Source organism: Nonomuraea sp. NPDC048826, from assembly GCF_043198225.1.
Classification (GTDB): Bacteria; Actinomycetota; Actinomycetes; order Streptosporangiales; family Streptosporangiaceae; genus Nonomuraea.
Window position 1 is genome coordinate 421790 of the sequence record NZ_JBICUQ010000003.1, and the last position, 16734, is coordinate 438523.

Genomic DNA, 16734 nt, shown 5'->3' on the forward strand with positions numbered 1-16734 from the left:
GAATATCCGGTACACCGAAGCCTGTCGAGGGCCTAGACGAGGGATATTCCATACGGTATACCGTCTACAAAGGAGGCTCGAATGGACCTGTACGAGTATCAGGCGAAGGAGCTCTTCGGGCGCCACGGGATACCGATCCCCGCGGGCCGGGTCGCGGCCACCCCTCAGGAGGCCCGCGCGATCGCGACCGAGCTGGACACGCCGGTCGTCATCAAGGCCCAGGTGAAGACCGGCGGACGCGGCAAGGCGGGCGGCATCAGGATCGCCCCGGGCCCGGCCGCCGCCGAGGACGAGGCCGGCCACGTGATCGGCATGGACATCAAGGGGCACACCGCGCGCCGCGTGCTCGTGGAGACCGCCACGGTGCCCTTCGAGGAGTACTACGCGGCCTTCCTGGTGGACCGGGCGGAGGGCGGGTTCCTCGCCATGGTGTCCGGCCGGGGCGGCATGGAGATCGAGGAGCTGGCGGCCACCGACCCCGACGCCATCGTGCGCGTCCCGATCGACCCTGAGACCGGTGTGGACGAGGAGACGGCCAAGCGGCTGGCGGCCGGGGCGGGCCTGCCGGACGCCGCCGCCGGGGTGCTGGAACGGCTGTGGCGGGTGATGGTCGAGGAGGACGCCGTACTGGTCGAGGTGAATCCGCTGATCTGCACCACCGACCAGCGGATCGTGGCGCTCGACGGGAAGGTGACGCTCGACGACAACGCCGCGTACCGGCACGCGTGGGAGTACGCGGAGGCCGGCGACGGCCTGGAGGACCGGGCCAGGGCCAAGGGCCTCAACTACGTCAAGCTGGACGGGCGGGTCGGCGTCATCGGCAACGGCGCCGGCCTGGTGATGAGCACGCTCGACGTGGTGGCGGGCGCGGGTGCGGCCCCGGCCAACTTCCTCGACATCGGCGGCGGCGCCTCGGCTCAGGTGATGGCCGACGGGCTGGAGATCATCCTGGCCGACCCGGACGTGCGCTCGGTGCTGGTGAACGTCTTCGGCGGCATCACCGCCTGCGACGCGGTGGCCAACGGCATCGTGACGGCTCTGGAACTGCTCGGCGAGCGCGGCCACGCGCGGCCCATCGTCGTACGGCTGGACGGCAACAACGCGGAGGCCGGGCGGCGCATCCTGAGCGCGGCCGGGCACCCGGCGGTCCGGCAGATCCCCACCATGGACGGCGCCGCCGAGACGGCGGCCAGACTCGCGGCAGGTGCGTGATGGCGATCTTCCTGACCAAGGACAGCCGGGTGCTCGTGCAGGGCATGACCGGCGCGGAGGGCAGCAGGCACACGGCCCGCATGCTGGCCGCCGGCACCGAGGTGGTGGCCGGGGTGACGCCCGGCAAGGGCGGCAGCACGGTCGACTTCGGCGAGCGCGCCGTGCCGGTGTTCGGCTCGGTGGCCGAGGCCATGGCGGAGACCGGCGCCGACGTGTCGGTGGTGTTCGTGCCGCCCCGCTTCACCCGCGGCGCCGTGGAGGAGGCCGTCGCCGCCCGGATGCCGCTCTGCGTGGTCATCACCGAGGGCGTCCCGGTGCACGACACGGTACGGTTCCGCGCCCTGGCGGCCCGCTCCGGCACCCGGATCATCGGCCCGAACTGCCCCGGCCTGATCAGCCCCGGCCAGTCGTCGGCCGGCATCATCCCGGCCGACATCACCGCCGCCGGGCGGATCGGCCTGGTATCCAAGTCGGGGACGCTCACGTACCAGCTCATGTACGAGCTGCGCGACCTCGGCTTCTCCACCGCGGTCGGCATCGGCGGCGACCCCGTCGTGGGGACCACGCACATCGACTGCCTCCAGGCGTTCCAGGACGACCCCGGCACCGACGCGATCGTGATGATCGGCGAGATCGGCGGCGACGCCGAGGAGCGGGCCGCCGCCTACATCGAGCGGCACGTCACCAAGCCGGTCGTGGCCTACGTCGCCGGGTTCACCGCGCCCGAGGGCAAGACCATGGGGCACGCGGGCGCGATCGTGTCCGGCTCGTCCGGCACCGCCCAGGCCAAGAAGGAGGCGCTGGAGGCCGTCGGCGTCCGGGTGGGGCGCACCCCGTCCGAGACGGCCCGGCTGCTGCGCTCGGCGCTGGGGCGGGTGCCGGCATGAGGTTCGACGTCAACCTGTCCATCCTGTTCACCGAGCTGCCGCTGCTGGAGCGGCCCGCCGCCGCGGCCAAGGCCGGGTTCGACGCGGTGGAGCTGTGGTGGCCGTTCGGCACGCCCGAGCCGTCCCGCGCCGAGCTGGACGCGCTGCGCGGGGCCATCCAGGACGCGGGCGTGCGGCTCGTCGGCCTCAACTTCGACGCCGGCGACATGGCCGCGGGGGAGCGCGGGCTGCTCGCCAGGCCGGGCGACTCGACGCGGTTCCTGGCCAACGTCGGCGTCGCCGCGGGCTTCGCCGCCGAGCTGGGCTGCGGCACGCTCAACGCGCTGTACGGCAACGACCCCGGCACCGACCGGGCGCTGGCCGTGACCAACCTGCGCGTGGCGGCCGACGCGGCGGCAGCCGTCGGCGCCACCGTGGTCGTCGAGGCGCTCAACTCCCGGGAGAACCCGCACTACCCGATCACCTCGTCGGCCGCCGCCTTCGACCTGATCGACGAGGTGGGCCGGGAGAACGTCGCCTTCCTGGCCGACCTCTACCACCTGCACGTGATGGGCGAGGACGTGCTCGGGCTCATCGACGCGCACGCCGCCCGGTTCGGCCACGTGCAGATCGCCGACGACCCCGGCCGCGGGCAACCGGGCAGCGGGCGCATGCCGTACCCGGAGATCTTCGACCGGCTGGCGGCCGCGGGCTACCGGGGGCACGTCGGGCTGGAGTACCGGCACGAGGGGCCGGGCGCGTTCGCTTGGAGGCAGCAGTGACCATCGCATTCATCGGCCTCGGGATCATGGGCAGCCCGATGGCCGCCAACCTGGTCAAGGCGGGATACGACGTCGTCGGCCATGACATCAGCGCCGAACGGGTCGCCCAGCTGGAGAGCGGCGGCGGCAAGGGCGCGGCGAGCGTGGCGGAGGCGGTCGCCGACGCGGACGTGGTGATCACCATGCTGCCCGACTCGCCGCAGGTCGAGGAGGTCGCGCCGATCATCGTCGCGCACGGCGCGTCCGGCCTGGTCTACCTGGACATGAGCACGATCAGGCCGGAGACCTCCCGCCGGGTGGCCCGCGAGGCCGCCGCCAAGGGCATCCGCGCCCTGGACGCGCCGGTGAGCGGCGGCGAGCGCGGCGCCGTCGACGGCACCCTGTCGATCATGGTCGGCGGCGAGCCGGAGGACTTCGAGGCGGCCCGGCCGGTGCTCGGCGCGCTCGGCACCACGATCGTGCACGTCGGCCCGGCCGGCGCGGGCCAGACCGTCAAGGCCGCCAACCAGCTCGTCGTCGGCGGCATCTACGGCCTGGTCGCGGAGGCCATCGTGCTCCTGGAGGCGTCGGGGGTGGACCCGGTGGCCGGTCTGGACGTGCTCGCGGGCGGTCTGGCCGGCTCCCGGATCCTCGACATCAAACGGCACACCATGATCAAGCGGGAGTTCGCCCCAGGCTTCCGCATCGACCTGCACCACAAGGACATGGGCATCGCCGTCGCCGCCGCCCGCGAGGCCGGCGTCGCGCTCCCGCTGACCGCGCAGGTCGCCCAGCTCGTGGCGGCCGCCCGCGCCCAGGGCCACGGCTCGCTCGACCACTCCGCCCTGCTCAAGGTCGTCGAAAGGCTGAACACATGAGTCGTGTCCCGTGCATGGAGGCCGTGGTCAAGGTGCTGGAGTCGGAAGGCGTGGACACCGTCTTCGGCATCCCCGGCGCCGCCATCCTGCCGTTGTACGCGGCGCTCCAGCACAGCTCGATCCGGCACATCACGGTCCGCCACGAGGAGGGCGGCACGCACGCGGCCGACGGCTGGGCCCGGGTGACCGGGAACGTGGGCGTGTGCATCGGCACCTCGGGCCCCGCCGGCACGAACATGATCACCGGGCTCTACACGGCGCTCGCCGACTCGATCCCGATGATCTGCGTCACCGGGCAGGCCGTCAGCTCCAAGCTGCACCAGGAGGCGTTCCAGGCGGTCGACATCGTGGAGATCGCCAAACCGGTCACCAAGTGGGCGGTGCAGCTCAAGGAGCCGGCGCAGGCGCCGTGGGTGTTCCGCGAGGCGTTCCGGATCGCCCGCTCCGGGCGCCCCGGGCCGGTGCTCATCGACCTGCCGCTGGACGTGCAGCGCGGCACCTGCCGGTACGATCCCGCGGTCGACGCGCCGCTGCCCGTCGAGGTGCCCAGGCCGCTGCCGCAGGCGGTGCGCAGGGCGGTCGACCTGCTGTCCGCCGCCCGGCGGCCGCTGATCCTGGCCGGCGGCGGCGTGATCATCGCGGACGCGCACGAGGAGCTGCGCCGGCTGGCCGAGCACCTCCAGGTGCCGGTGCAGGTGACGCTCATGGGCAAGGGCGCCTTCCCCGAGGACCACCCGCTGTTCGCCGGGATGGCCGGCATCCAGACCCAGACCCGGTGGGGCAACGCCGCCTTCCTCGACAGCGACCTCGTGCTGGCCGTCGGCGCCCGGTTCGGCGACCGGCACACCGGCGACCTCGACGTCTACCGGGGCGACCGGCAGTTCATCCACGTCGACATCGAGCCCATGCAGCTCGGCCGGGTCTTCGAACCCGATCTCGGCATCGTCGGGCACGCCCGGCCGGTGCTGGCCGAGCTGCTGGACGAGGCGCGCGCCCGGCACGCCGCGCCGCGCCGGCCGGGCAAGTGGGTGCGCCGGGTCGGCGAGCTGCGCCGCACCCTGGGGCGCAGGGACGACTTCGACGACGTGCCGATCAAGCCGCCCAGGGTGTTCCGCGAGATCAACGAGCACTTCGGCAGGGACACCACGTTCGTCACCGCGATCGGGCTCTACCAGATCTGGTCCGGCCAGTTCCAGACCACCTTCCTGCCGCGCCGCTACCTCGTGTGCGGGCAGGCCGGGCCGCTCGGGTGGGAGGTACCGGCCGCGATCGGGGTCAAGACCGCGCACCCGGAGCGCGAGGTCGTCGTGGTCGTCGGCGACTACTCCTTCCAGTTCCTCATGGAGGAGGTCGCGGTCGCCGCCCAGTACAACATCCCGTTCGTGATCGTCATGATCAACAACGAGTATCTGGGGCTCATCAGGCAGGCCGAGATCCCGTACGACATGAACTACGCCGTCGACCTGCACTACGGAGAGGGCGGCATCGACCATGTCAAGGCCATGGAGTCCTTCGGCTGCCCGGCACGCCGGGTGGAGCTGCCCGGCGACATCCGCGACACGCTGGCATGGGCGTCCGCCGAGGCGGCCCGCCGCCGGCTTCCGGTGCTGGTGGAGGTGATGGTGGAGCGCGAGGCGAACGCCGCCATGGGTCCGGCGCTGGACGCCGTCAAGGAGTTCGAGCCGCTGCCCGAGCTCATCGCCGTCGACTGGTCAGACTGAGAGGAGGGGCTCATGCAGGTCAAACCGGGCACGGCCTGGCAGGACGCGTACGGCAGGTGCTGCGAGGTGGCGCCGGAGGCGTTCCACGACGACCGGGTGCTCAACCACTGGGGCGGGTTCTGGCAGCGGGACGGACGGCCCGCGCCGGTGTTCTCGCCGGTGGACGGCACCGCCATCGCCGGTCCGCCCCGGCTGGACCGGGCCGGGGCCGCGCGCGCCGTGGCGGGCGCGGTCGAGGAGCACCGGCAGTGGCGTCACCTGCCGCTGGAGGAACGCAAGGCACAGGTCTCGGCGGCGGTGGAGTCCATGGCCGCGCACCGCGACCTGCTGGCGCTGCTGCTGGCGTGGGAGATCGGCAAGCCGTGGAAGACGGCCTGCGCCGACGTCGACCGCTGTCTCGACGGGGTGCGCTGGTACGTGGCGGAGATCGACCGGATGCTGGTGGGGCGCGTCCCGCTGCCCGGCCCGGTCAGCAACATCGCGAGCTGGAACTACCCGATGAGCGTGCTCATGCACGCCATGCTCGTGCAGGCGCTGGCGGGCAACGCCGTCATCGCCAAGACGCCGACCGACGGCGGGCTGTGCTGCCTCACCCTGGCGTGCGCGCTCGCGGTCCGCGAAGGGCTGCCGTTCACGCTGGTGAGCGGGAGCGGGGCGGAGCTGTCACCGGTGCTGGTGGCGGGGCGGTCGCTGGGCTGCGTGTCGTTCGTGGGCGGCAGGGACGCCGGCGGGAACGTCGCCGGCTCGCTGGCCGACCTGGACCGGCGGCACGTGCTGGAGCAGGAGGGGCTCAACTGCTGGGGCGTGTGGGAGTACTCCGGCTGGGAGCTGCTCGGCCGGCAGATCCGGGCCTCCTTCGACTACGGCAAGCAGCGGTGCACCGCCTACCCGCGGTTCGTGGTGCAGCGGTCGCTGTTCCACGAGTTCCTCGGGGCCTACCTGGGGGCGGTGGAGTCGCTGCGGTTCGGGCACCCGCTGGCCGTGGCCTATCCGGACGACCCGCTGCCGGAGCTGGACTTCGGGCCGCTGATCAACGCCTCGAAGGCCAAGGAACTGGCCGACCAGGTGGACGAGGCGGTGGCGCGGGGCGCGGTGCCGTTGCACCGGGCGCCGGTGGCATCGGGACATTTCCTGCCCGGTCAAGATATGTCGGCTTACTTTGCGCCGGTGGCGTTGCTCGACCCGCCCCGGTCGTCCCCGCTGCACCACGCCGAGCCGTTCGGCCCCGTCGACAGCTTCGTGCTCGTCGACACCGAGGCGGAGCTGCTGGCCGCGATGAACGCCAGCAACGGGGCCCTGGTGGCCACGCTCTCCTGCGACGAGGAGGACACGTACCGCAGGCTCGCCCCGGACGTGCGCGCGTTCAAGGTCGGGCACAACCGGCCGCGCTCGCGCGGCGACCGCGAGGAGTTGTTCGGCGGGCTCGGCGCCTCCTGGCGCGGCGCGTTCGTCGGCGGTGAGCTGCTCGTCAGGGCCGCCACCCAGGGCCCCGACGGCGAGCGCCTGCCCGGCAACTTCCCGGGCTACACGCTCATCCCCTAGAGCAGCCCGAACCGGGTCGCGACCAGCAGCACCAGGAACGTCAGCATCGCCACCCGCAACAGCTTGCCGCCCACCCCGAGCGACGGCCACGACAGATAGGCCAGCCAGCCGACGAACACCACGACCGGCAGCACGGCCAGCCCGCCCAGCCAGCTCTGCACCGCGAACCCGGCCAGCAGCAGCACCACCATCACGGCGGGCGTGATCCAGCGCGGCACCTGCGTGAACAGGAACGCCATCGGCGCCGCGCTGCGCCGCTCCACGGCCGCGCGCACCCCCGTCGCCCCGGGCGTGAAGAACTGCTCGCCCGGCGGCAGCGGGCGCTTGGGCTTGGCCTTCGGCTCCGCGCGGGGCTGTGCCAGCGGGTGCCTGCGGCGGTCGTCGTCAGTGGCCACGAGCCCGAGCCTAGCGCCGCGGGAAACGCCCCGGCAGCCGCGGAAGGTCTGACATGCTGGGGGCGTGCTCGCCGTGATCCGTTACACCGTTCCAGACGCCCAGTCGCAGGAGTTCGCCAAGCAGGCCGAGGTCGTCCTCGACACGCTCGCCGCCCAGCCGGGCTACCTGCGCGGCAGGCTCGCCAGATCCGTCGACGAGCCCAACCTGTGGGCCCTGGTCAGCGAGTGGGAGGGCGCCGGTTTCTACCGCAGGGCGCTGTCGACCGCCCGCATGGAGCTGTATCCACTCATGACTCTCATGGTGAACGAACCCTCCGCGTTCGAGGACGTTCTCGTGCAAGACGGGGCGTAGCGATAGTCGGGCGCGGCCCTGGCCGCCCTTCCCCTAAGCTGGGATCTCACATCCAGTTCCCTCGCCGACCTCCAGCCGGAAAGAGATCCGATCAACATGGCACGACGCACCGACGTCATGGACACCATCGTCAGCCTCGCCAAGCGCCGCGGGCTCGTTTACCCGTCGAGCGAGATCTACGGCGGTCTGCGCGCGTCCTGGGACTACGGCCCGCTGGGCGTCGAGCTGAAGAACAACGTGAAGCGGCAGTGGTGGCTGTCGATGATCCAGTCGCGCGACGACGTGGTGGGCCTCGACTCCTGCGTCATCCTGGCCCCCGAGGTGTGGCAGGCCAGCGGTCACGTCGAGACCTTCACCGACCCGCTCACCGAGTGCCAGTCCTGCCACAAGCGCTTCCGCGCCGACCACCTGCTCGAGGCCTACGAGGAGAAGAACGGCAAGGCCCCCGAGTCCGGCCTGGCCGACATCACCTGCCCCAACTGCGGCAACAAGGGCGCCTTCACCGAGCCACGCCAGTTCAGCGGCCTGCTCAAGACCTACCTCGGCCCGGTCGAGGACGAGTCCGGCCTGGCCTACCTCCGGCCGGAGACCGCGCAGGGCATCTTCATCAACTACCTCAACGTGCAGCAGTCGGCGCGCAAGAAGATCCCGTTCGGCATCGGCCAGATCGGCAAGTCGTTCCGCAACGAGATCACGCCGGGCAACTTCATCTTCCGCACCCGCGAGTTCGAGCAGATGGAGATGGAGTTCTTCGTCAAGCCCGGCACCGACGAGGAGTGGCACCAATACTGGATCGACGAGCGCTTCCGGTGGTACTCGGACCTCGGCATCAACAAGGACAACCTGCGCCTTTACGAGCACCCGCAGGAGAAGCTGTCCCACTACTCCAAGCGCACCGTCGACATCGAGTACCGCTTCAACTTCACCGGCTCCGAGTGGGGTGAGCTGGAGGGCATCGCCAACCGCACCGACTTCGACCTGACCGCCCACTCCAAGGCGTCCGGCACCGACCTCAGCTTCTTCGAGCAGGAGACCGGCGAGCGCTACGTGCCCTACGTGGTCGAGCCGGCGGCCGGGGTCGACCGGGCGACGCTCACCTTCCTCCTCGACGCCTACACCGAGGACGAGGCGCCCAACGCCAAGGGCGTCATGGAGAAGCGCACGGTCATGCGGCTCGACCACCGGCTCGCCCCGGTCAAGGCCGCGGTGCTGCCGCTGTCGCGCAACGCCGACCTGTCGCCCAAGGCGCGCGACCTGGCCACGCAGCTGCGCCGCCGCTGGAACGTCGAGTTCGACGACGCCGGCGCGATCGGCCGCCGCTACCGCCGCCAGGACGAGATCGGCACCCCGTTCTGCATCACGGTCGACTTCGACACGCTCGAGGACCAGGCCGTGACCATCCGCGAGCGCGACACCATGAGCCAGGAGCGCATCTCCATCGACCAGGTGGAGAGCTACCTGCGCCAGCACCTCAACGACTGACGGGTGCCGTCACCGGGGGTCCCTCTTCGGAGGGGCCCCTTTTCCGTTGTGACCGGATGCGGTCGCGCCGATTGACAGCCGCCCCGAAAGACACGGACATTGCGGGCATCCTTAGCGGTAATCGGGGGCTGATCCTTCGGAGGCGCGATGAAGCGCTTATCAAGCACGCTCGCGGTCCTGGCCCTGCTGGCGAGCACCCTGGCGGCCCAGCCGGCGGCCGCGATCCCGCCTCCGGCGGCGAGTCCCGACGGGGTGCACGTCTACACCGGCACCCTCACCGCCCAGCAGCTCGCCGCCCTGGTCGAGGCGGGCGTGGACCGCGAGGAGATGCGGCTGGTCCGGCAGGGCGACGGCAAGGTGTCGGTCGAGGTCATCCTGGCCTCCGCGCTGGCCGACCGGCTGGCCGCGCAGGGCGTCACCCTCACCGCCCAGACCGCCGCCGCGCGCCGCACCCGGGCCGGTGAGCCCGAGGGCGTGTTCAAGCGGTACGCGGGCGCCGGCGGCCTCCGCGAGGAGATCATCGCCGCGGCGAACGCCAAGCCCGGCATCGCCAAGGTCGTCGACCTCGGCCGGACGCTCAACGGCACGCCGCTCACCGCGATCAAGGTGACCAAGGACGCCAGGGGGCTGCGCGACGGCCACCGCAAGGCCGTCCTGTACATGGCAGCCCAGCACGCCCGCGAGTGGATCACGCCGGAGATGGTGCGCCGGCTGCTGCACCACTACCTGAACGGCTACGGCACGAACGCGGACATCACCAAGCTGGTCAACACCACCGAGCTGTGGTTCCTGCCGGTGGCCAACCCGGACGGCTACGACCACACCTTCACCCCGGGCAACCGGCTGTGGCGCAAGAACCTGCGCGACAACGACGGCGACGGGCAGCTCACCAGCAACGACGGCGTCGACCTGAACCGCAACTTCGCCTACAAGTGGCGCTACGACGACGAGGGCTCCTCCAGCCTGCCCTCCAGCCAGACCTACCGGGGCGCCTCGGCCCAGTCGGAGCCGGAGACGCGGGCCGTGGACAACCTGGCCAAGCGGGTGCGGTTCACGTACCTGGTGAACTACCACTCCGCCGCCATGCTGCTGCTGTACGGCGTCGGCTGGCAGCAGGCCACGCCCACGCCGGACGACGTGCTGTTCGAGGCGATGCTGGGCGACGACGCCGACCCGGCGGTGCCCGGCTACGACCCCGACATCGGCGCCGAGCTCTACACCACCAACGGCGAGACCGACGGGCACATGACGAACCTGCGCGGCGCCCTGGCCATCACGCCCGAGATGTCCACGTGCGAGGCGGCGGCCGAGAGCGTCCCCGACGACGACTGGACGCTGGCGGACTGCGCCGGCGGGCTCGGGTTCACCTTCCCCGACGACGAGGCGCTCATCCAGGCGGAGTTCGCCAAGAACGTCCCGCTCGCGCTGGCCGCGGCCAAGAGCGTGCACGACCCGGACGACCCGGTCTCCGTCGTCGGCCGCGACGTGCCGGACTTCCGCCCGGACTCCTTCTCCGTCTCCTACGGCGACCCGCAGCCGGTCGCCGTCATCGCGCGCCGCTCGCTGGTGGCCAAGGTGATGCGCTACCGCATCAACAACGGGCGCACGCACCTGCGCCCGCTCACCGAGTGGCAGGGCGGCGAGCGGTACGGCGACGAGAACGACCTGTACTTCGCCGAGTATCGTGCCACGGTCAGCGGGGCCAGACCGGGGGACAAGGTCCAGGTCTGGTTCGAGGCGCTCAAGCCCAAGGAGGGCGTCGTCTCCAGTGAGCGCTTCACCTACACCCTGGCCGAGGACTCCTCGGCCAAGGCCCTGATCATCGCCAACGAGGACTACACCGGCTACAACCCCGGCACGCCGACCGGGGCCACCGCGCCCAAGTACGCGGAGACGTACCGGCAGGCGCTGCGGACGGCGGGTTACGCGTCGGAGACGTGGGACGTGGACGCCCAGGGCGTGCCGCACCACCTCGGCGTGCTGTCGCACTTCAGGGCGGTGGCCTGGTATCTCGGCGACAACCGGCTGTCGCAGGAGCAGCAGGACGTGGTGACGCAGACGCCGCTCGGCCCGCTGCCCGACCTCGACGTCCGGCGGTCCCAGCAGGACCTGACCATCTCCGTCCGCGACTACCTGAACGAGGGCGGCAAGCTGCTCTACACCGGCGAGACCGCCGCGTACTACGGCATTCTCGGCACCACGCTCGGCGGCCTGTACTACGGGCTCGACGGCGCGCCGGACGCCGACTGCGTGATCACCACCATCGACGGGTTCTTCGAGGAGTGCCTGCTGTACGCCGACGACTTCACCCAGTACTACCTGGGCGTCGGCGGCCGCACCCCGCGCGGCGGCGTCACCGGCTACACCGGCGCCGGACCGCTCAACGGGGTCAACGGCACCTTCGGCGGCCCGGCGGCGGCCGACAACCCGCTGGACGAGGCCGGGGTCCTGCAGCCCATGGGCCCGGACTTCCCGCGCTTCACCGGCACCCCGGCGGCCGACTATCTGGGCGTCGGCGGCCCGTTCGACCCCGTCGAGGGCGACTGGTACGTGCGCGGCGACCACGCCGACGACTCGTACATGCGGCTCACCCGTACGGTGAACCTCGGCGCGGTGACGGCGGCGCAGCAGCCGAAACTGGAGTTCCAGATGTCCTTCGACACCGAGCCCGGCTACGACAACATCATCGTCGAGGCTCACCCCGTCGGCACGGACGACTGGACCACGCTGCCCGACCTGAACGGCGGCACCGACTCCACCGTCCCGTCCGAGTGCGAGGCCGGGTTCCTGCTGGACGAGCACCCGTGGCTGGAGCACTACCTGACGCCCGGCAACCCGTGCGCGCCGACCGGCACCTCCGGCGCGTGGAACCGGTTCACCGGCAGCTCGGGCGGCTGGCAGCAGGTGGCGTTCGACCTGTCGGCGTACGCTGGACAGCAGGTCGAGGTGTCGATCAGCTACGTGACCGACCCGGCGTCCGGCGGCGTCGGCGCGTTCGTCGACGACACCAGGGTCACCACCACCGGCGGCACGCTCGACTCCGAAGGCTTCGAGTCGGGTCTCGGCGTGTGGACGATCCCCGGCCCGCCGGCGGGCAGTCCGACCGGCGCGGGCGACTTCGCCCGGGCGCAGGCCGACACGACGGCCGCCGTGGCCACCCGCGACACGGTGCTCGTGGGCTTCGGCCTGGAGCAGCTGGCCACCGCCGCCGAGCGGGCGGCGGCGATGAGGAAGATCATGAAGTATCTGATCGGCTGACAGGCCGTGGGCGGCCCTCCTGGGTTCGGGGGGCCGCCCACCCTCGCCAGGTCAGCGGGCGGGGGCCCGCTGCCTGCGACGGCAGACGGCCACGGTGACCGCGTAGGCGATCGGCGGCAGCACGAACAGCGCCACCCGTAACGCGTACAGGTAAGCCGTGTAGACATCCTGCGGAACCGTCAGGAGAGGCGTCGGCGGGTCGTCGCCCGGCGGCGTCGGCGACAGCCAGGTGGCCGCCCACAGCACCGTGAAGAAGACGATGACCGCCAGGCCCAGCCCGGTCCGGACGGGCGCGTCCGACGGCCGGTCCAGCAGGTGGTGGAAGTCCCGGTCGCCGGTGAAGCGCCGCTCCAGGAACGGGTAGAGGAACAGCACGGTGAAGAAGACGGTCAGCGCCAGCATCGGCAGCCAGATCCCGATCGGCAGCGCGACCCCGAGGACCGTCACCTCCCACCCGGGCGTCAGCCGCAGCGCGCCTTCCAGCACGCCCGCGTACCAGAACGGCTGCGCCGACGGCGGCGGCGCGGACGGGTCGTACGCCCCGTGCTCCCAGACCGGGTTGACCGTGACCAGCGTCGCCAGCAGCGCGATGACCCCGATCGTGAACAGCGCCGTCGCGGCGTTCTTGACCACGAAGTACGGGAAGAACGGCCCGCCCGTCACCTTCGACTCGGCCGCCGCGCCGACGCGCCGCTCGGTGTGCTTCTGCCGCCAGGTGAGGATCAGCCCGTGCAGCGGCACCACGGCCACCAGGATGCCGGGGATCAGCAGCACGTGCAGGGTGAACAGCCGCGCCAGCACGTCGCCGGGGAACTCGCCGTCGAACGCGAACGCCGACAGGAAGGAGCCGACCAGCGGCAGCGACAGCAGCATGCCCTGCGCCTCGCGCAGCCCGGTGAACCCGAGCTGGTCGGCCGCCAGCGACACCCCGAGGAACGATTCGAACAGCACGGTCGCGAAGAGGACCACGCCGAGCATCCAGGTCAGCTCGCGCGGCTTGCGGAACGCCCCGGTGAAGAACACCCGGAACAGGTGCGCCACGATCGACAGCACGAACACCGTCGCCGACCAGTGGTGCAGCTGCCGCATCAGCAGCCCGCCCCGGGTGTGCTGGCTGATCTCCACCACCGACGCGTACGCCAGCCCCGCGGACGGCTTGTAGAACAGCGTCAGGAACGTCCCGGTCAGCACGAGCAGCACGAACGAGTACAGCGCCAGCTCGCCCAGCAGGAACGACCAGTGACTGGGGAACAGCTTGCGCAGGTTGATCCGGGTCCAGCGGCCGAGCCCGAGCCGGTCGTCGGCCCACAGCACCGCGTCGCGCGCCGCCTTCGCCGATCCGGCCACGACGCGGGGGCGGCGGGCGGGTTTCACAGGAGTGGCCATGGGCGCCTCCGGTAGGGGTGATCCGATTCTGCACCCGCTGCCGGACATACTCAAGAATTGGTTTGAACCATTGGTATAAACCACTTCCTCCGGGAGGTCGAATAATCAATGGATTAGACCTCTCCTGGGCGTTTGAGCTGGGGAAACAGTGAGTTAACCGTAGGGTGCAGTTTCATCATCAATTCCGCCGGTAGAGTCCGGGTAGAAGCCGTTGATTGGAGCTGTGGTGGCCAAGTACGTTTACGACTTCACCGAGGGCAACAGGAATCTCAAAGATCTCCTGGGCGGAAAGGGCGCCAACCTCGCCGAGATGACCAATCTCGGCTTGCCCGTTCCTCCGGGGTTCACGATCACCACTGAGGCGTGCCGCCACTACCTGGCCGAGGGCGCCCCGCCCGAGGGGCTCGACCGTGAGGTCGAGGAGCACCTGCGGACGCTCGAGGAGAAGATGGGCAAGCGGCTCGGCCAGGCCGACGACCCGCTGCTCGTCAGCGTGCGCTCCGGCGCCAAGTTCTCCATGCCGGGCATGATGGAGACGGTGCTCAACATCGGGCTCAACGACGACTCGGTGCACGGCCTGGCCAAGCAGGCGGGCGGCAACGAGCGCTTCGCCTGGGACTCCTACCGCAGGCTCATCCAGATGTTCGGCAAGACCGTGCTCGGCATCGAGGGCGACCTGTTCGAGAACGCCCTCGACGCGCTCAAGGACGGCCGCCAGGACACCGACCTCGAAGCGGGCGAGCTCCAGCGCCTGGTCGAGTCGTACAAGGGCATCGTCCGCGAGGAGACCGGCCACGACTTCCCCGCAGACCCGCGCGAGCAGATGCGGATGGCCGTCATGGCCGTCTTCGACTCCTGGAACGCGCCGCGCGCGATCCTCTACCGCCGCCAGGAGCGCATCCCCGCCGATCTCGGCACCGCCGTGAACGTCTGCTCCATGGTCTTCGGCAACTGCGGCGGCGACTCCGGCACCGGCGTCGCCTTCACCCGCGACCCCGGCAGCGGCCGCCAGGGCATCTACGGCGACTACCTGCAGAACGCGCAGGGCGAGGACGTGGTCGCCGGCATCCGCAACACGATCCCGCTGCAGGAGCTGGAGCGGATCGACAAGCGCTCCTACGACGAGCTGCTGTCGATCATGGAGACGCTGGAGAACCACTACCGCGACCTGTGCGACATCGAGTTCACCATCGAGCGCGGCAAGCTCTGGATGCTGCAGACCCGCGTCGGCAAGCGCACCGCCGGCGCCGCCTTCTGCATCGCCACCCAGCTCGTCGACCAGGGCCTCATCAGCATGGACGAGGCCGTCACCCGGGTCACCGGCGAGCAGCTCGCCCGGCTCATGTTCCCCCGCTTCGACGCCGGCGCCGCCAAGAAGCGCATCGCCAAGGGCATGAACGCCTCGCCGGGCGCGGCCGTCGGCAAGGCCGTCTTCTCCTCCGAGCGGGCCAGAGAGCTGGCCGCCCAGGGCGAGGACGTCATCCTGGTGCGCCGCGAGACCAACCCCGACGACCTGGCCGGCATGATCGCCGCCCGCGGCATCCTCACCAGCCGCGGCGGCAAGACCTCGCACGCCGCCGTGGTCGCCCGCGGCATGGGCAAGACCTGCGTGTGCGGCGCCGAGGAGCTGGACGTCGACACCGCCGGCCGGACGTTCACCGCCCCCGGCGGCGTAGTCGTCAACGAAGGCGACGTGATCTCCATCGACGGCACCAGCGGCGAGATCTACCTCGGCGAGGTCCCCGTCGTCGCCTCCGCCGTGGTCGAGTACTTCGAAGGCGCCGAGCCCCAGGACGAGCTGGTCAAGGCCGTCGACCGCGTCATGCGGCACGCCGACGCCGCCCGCCGCCTGGGCGTCCGGGCCAACGCCGACACCCCCGAGGACGCCGCCCGCGCGGTCCGGTTCGGCGCCGAGGGCATCGGGCTGTGCCGCACCGAGCACATGTTCCTCGGCGACCGCCGCCAGCTCGTCGAGGACCTGGTGCTCGCCGCCGACGGCGACGCGCGGCAGGCGGCGCTGGACGCGCTCGAACCGCTGCAGAAGTCGGACTTCATCGGCATCTTCCAGGCGATGGGCGACCGCCCGGTGACCATCCGGCTCATCGACCCGCCGCTGCACGAGTTCCTGCCCGACATCGTCGAGCTGTCCGTCAAGGCCGCCACCGGCGACGCCACCGACAAGGACCGCGCCCTGCTGGCCGCCGTCAAGAGACTGCACGAGCAGAACCCCATGCTGGGCCTGCGCGGCGTACGGCTCGGCCTGGTCATCCCCGGCCTGTTCGCGATGCAGGTACGCGCCATCGCCCAGGCCGCCAAGGAGGTCCCCGGCGCCCGCCCGGAGATCATGATCCCGCTCATCGCCGCCGTCCAGGAGCTGGAGGTCGTCCGCGAGGAGGCCGACGCCATCCTCAAGGAAGCCGGCGTCGAGGCCCTCATCGGCACCATGGTCGAGACGCCGCGCGCCGCCCTGACCGCCGGGCAGGTCGCCGAGGCCGCCGAGTTCTTCTCCTTCGGCACCAACGACCTCACCCAGATGGCCTGGGGCTTCTCCCGCGACGACGTCGAGGCCGCGTTCTTCTCCCGCTACCTGGAGCTGGGCGTCTTCGGCGTCTCCCCGTTCGAGACCCTCGACCGCGAGGGCGTCGGCCGGCTGGTCGCGATCGCCACCGAGGAGGGCCGCGCCACCAGGCCCGACCTCAAGATCGGCATCTGCGGCGAGCACGGCGGCGACCCGGACTCGGTGCACTTCTGCCACGACACCGGGCTCGACTACGTGTCCTGCTCGCCGTTCCGCATCCCGGTGGCCCGGCTGGAAGCCGGCCGCGCCGCACTCAGCGACACCGACTCCGACACCCGCTGACCGTCTCGGGGAGGTCCCGCT

Annotated in this window: 12 protein-coding genes; 10 read left to right on the plus strand and 2 right to left on the minus strand. The window is 71.3% G+C overall.

Translation table 11 applies throughout. From position 1 onward, the window contains the following. The first annotated feature begins 81 nt into the window (after window positions 1-81). Genes sucC through ACGFI7_RS12545 form a run of 6 tightly spaced genes read left to right on the plus strand, consistent with a single transcriptional unit; the run spans window position 82 to window position 6980 of the window. Entirely contained in the window at window positions 82-1212 is a 1131-nt protein-coding gene (sucC, locus tag ACGFI7_RS12520) for an ADP-forming succinate--CoA ligase subunit beta (RefSeq protein ID WP_393402852.1), read from the plus strand. Further along, the gene (gene sucD, locus ACGFI7_RS12525; RefSeq protein WP_393402854.1) at window positions 1212-2099 is read left to right on the plus strand and encodes a succinate--CoA ligase subunit alpha; all 888 of its coding nucleotides are present in this window, start codon (window positions 1212-1214) and stop codon (window positions 2097-2099) included. Before sucC ends, sucD begins: the two co-directional genes overlap by 1 nt. Further along, on the plus strand, window positions 2096-2860 hold the full coding sequence (locus tag ACGFI7_RS12530; protein ID WP_393402857.1) for a hydroxypyruvate isomerase family protein: 765 nt from the start codon (window positions 2096-2098) through the stop codon (window positions 2858-2860). Before sucD ends, ACGFI7_RS12530 begins: the two co-directional genes overlap by 4 nt. Further along, a complete protein-coding gene (locus tag ACGFI7_RS12535; protein ID WP_393402858.1) occupies window positions 2857-3717 on the plus strand; it encodes a 2-hydroxy-3-oxopropionate reductase in 861 nt (286 codons plus the stop codon). The genes ACGFI7_RS12530 and ACGFI7_RS12535 overlap by 4 nt, the downstream gene beginning before the upstream one ends. Beyond that, on the plus strand, window positions 3714-5438 hold the full coding sequence (gene gcl, locus ACGFI7_RS12540; RefSeq protein WP_393402861.1) for a glyoxylate carboligase: 1725 nt from the start codon (window positions 3714-3716) through the stop codon (window positions 5436-5438). Before ACGFI7_RS12535 ends, gcl begins: the two co-directional genes overlap by 4 nt. A 12-nt stretch (window positions 5439-5450) precedes the next feature. Further along, the gene (locus ACGFI7_RS12545) at window positions 5451-6980 is read left to right on the plus strand and encodes an aldehyde dehydrogenase family protein (RefSeq protein WP_393402863.1); all 1530 of its coding nucleotides are present in this window, start codon (window positions 5451-5453) and stop codon (window positions 6978-6980) included. Here the strand turns inward: ACGFI7_RS12545 and ACGFI7_RS12550 are convergent. Beyond that, window positions 6977-7375, minus strand: a complete 399-nt coding sequence (locus ACGFI7_RS12550; RefSeq protein ID WP_393402865.1) for a DUF6703 family protein — start codon at window positions 7373-7375, stop codon at window positions 6977-6979. The two genes, ACGFI7_RS12545 and ACGFI7_RS12550, sit on opposite strands and share 4 nt — an antisense overlap. Window positions 7376-7439: 64 nt before the next feature. Here ACGFI7_RS12550 and ACGFI7_RS12555 point away from each other — a divergent pair, with 64 nt between their 5' ends. From ACGFI7_RS12555 to ACGFI7_RS12565, 3 genes are all read left to right on the plus strand, one after another. Further along, window positions 7440-7727: an antibiotic biosynthesis monooxygenase gene (locus ACGFI7_RS12555; protein WP_270158855.1), complete on the plus strand. Its 288-nt coding sequence runs from the start codon at window positions 7440-7442 to the stop codon at window positions 7725-7727. Window positions 7728-7823: 96 nt separating this feature from the next. Then, complete coding sequence (locus ACGFI7_RS12560) at window positions 7824-9209, plus strand: glycine--tRNA ligase (protein ID WP_393402868.1); 1386 nt, start codon at window positions 7824-7826, stop codon at window positions 9207-9209. A 147-nt stretch (window positions 9210-9356) separates the two neighbouring features. Further along, window positions 9357-12467: a M14 family zinc carboxypeptidase gene (locus ACGFI7_RS12565; protein WP_393402870.1), complete on the plus strand. Its 3111-nt coding sequence runs from the start codon at window positions 9357-9359 to the stop codon at window positions 12465-12467. Window positions 12468-12518: 51 nt separating this feature from the next. Here the strand turns inward: ACGFI7_RS12565 and ACGFI7_RS12570 are convergent, their stop codons facing one another. Then, a complete protein-coding gene (locus tag ACGFI7_RS12570) occupies window positions 12519-13853 on the minus strand; it encodes a cytochrome bc complex cytochrome b subunit (RefSeq protein ID WP_393402873.1) in 1335 nt (444 codons plus the stop codon). Between the two features lie 226 nt (window positions 13854-14079). On the opposite strand from ACGFI7_RS12570, the gene ppdK reads away from it, so the two are divergent. Next, window positions 14080-16713 (plus strand): pyruvate, phosphate dikinase, encoded by a 2634-nt coding sequence (ppdK, locus tag ACGFI7_RS12575; protein ID WP_393402876.1) that lies wholly within the window; start codon window positions 14080-14082, stop codon window positions 16711-16713. The last annotated feature ends 21 nt before the right edge of the window (window positions 16714-16734 follow it).

Coding starts and splice junctions, on each gene's coding strand:
- sucC (WP_393402852.1), top strand. CDS start 82: ATGGACCTGTACGAGTATCAGGCGAAGGAGCTCTTCGGGCGCCACGGG.
- sucD (WP_393402854.1), top strand. CDS start 1,212: ATGGCGATCTTCCTGACCAAGGACAGCCGGGTGCTCGTGCAGGGCATG.
- ACGFI7_RS12530 (WP_393402857.1), top strand. CDS start 2,096: ATGAGGTTCGACGTCAACCTGTCCATCCTGTTCACCGAGCTGCCGCTG.
- gcl (WP_393402861.1), top strand. CDS start 3,714: ATGAGTCGTGTCCCGTGCATGGAGGCCGTGGTCAAGGTGCTGGAGTCG.
- ACGFI7_RS12545 (WP_393402863.1), top strand. CDS start 5,451: ATGCAGGTCAAACCGGGCACGGCCTGGCAGGACGCGTACGGCAGGTGC.
- ACGFI7_RS12560 (WP_393402868.1), top strand. CDS start 7,824: ATGGCACGACGCACCGACGTCATGGACACCATCGTCAGCCTCGCCAAG.
- ACGFI7_RS12565 (WP_393402870.1), top strand. CDS start 9,357: ATGAAGCGCTTATCAAGCACGCTCGCGGTCCTGGCCCTGCTGGCGAGC.
- ACGFI7_RS12570 (WP_393402873.1), bottom strand. CDS start 13,853: ATGGCCACTCCTGTGAAACCCGCCCGCCGCCCCCGCGTCGTGGCCGGA.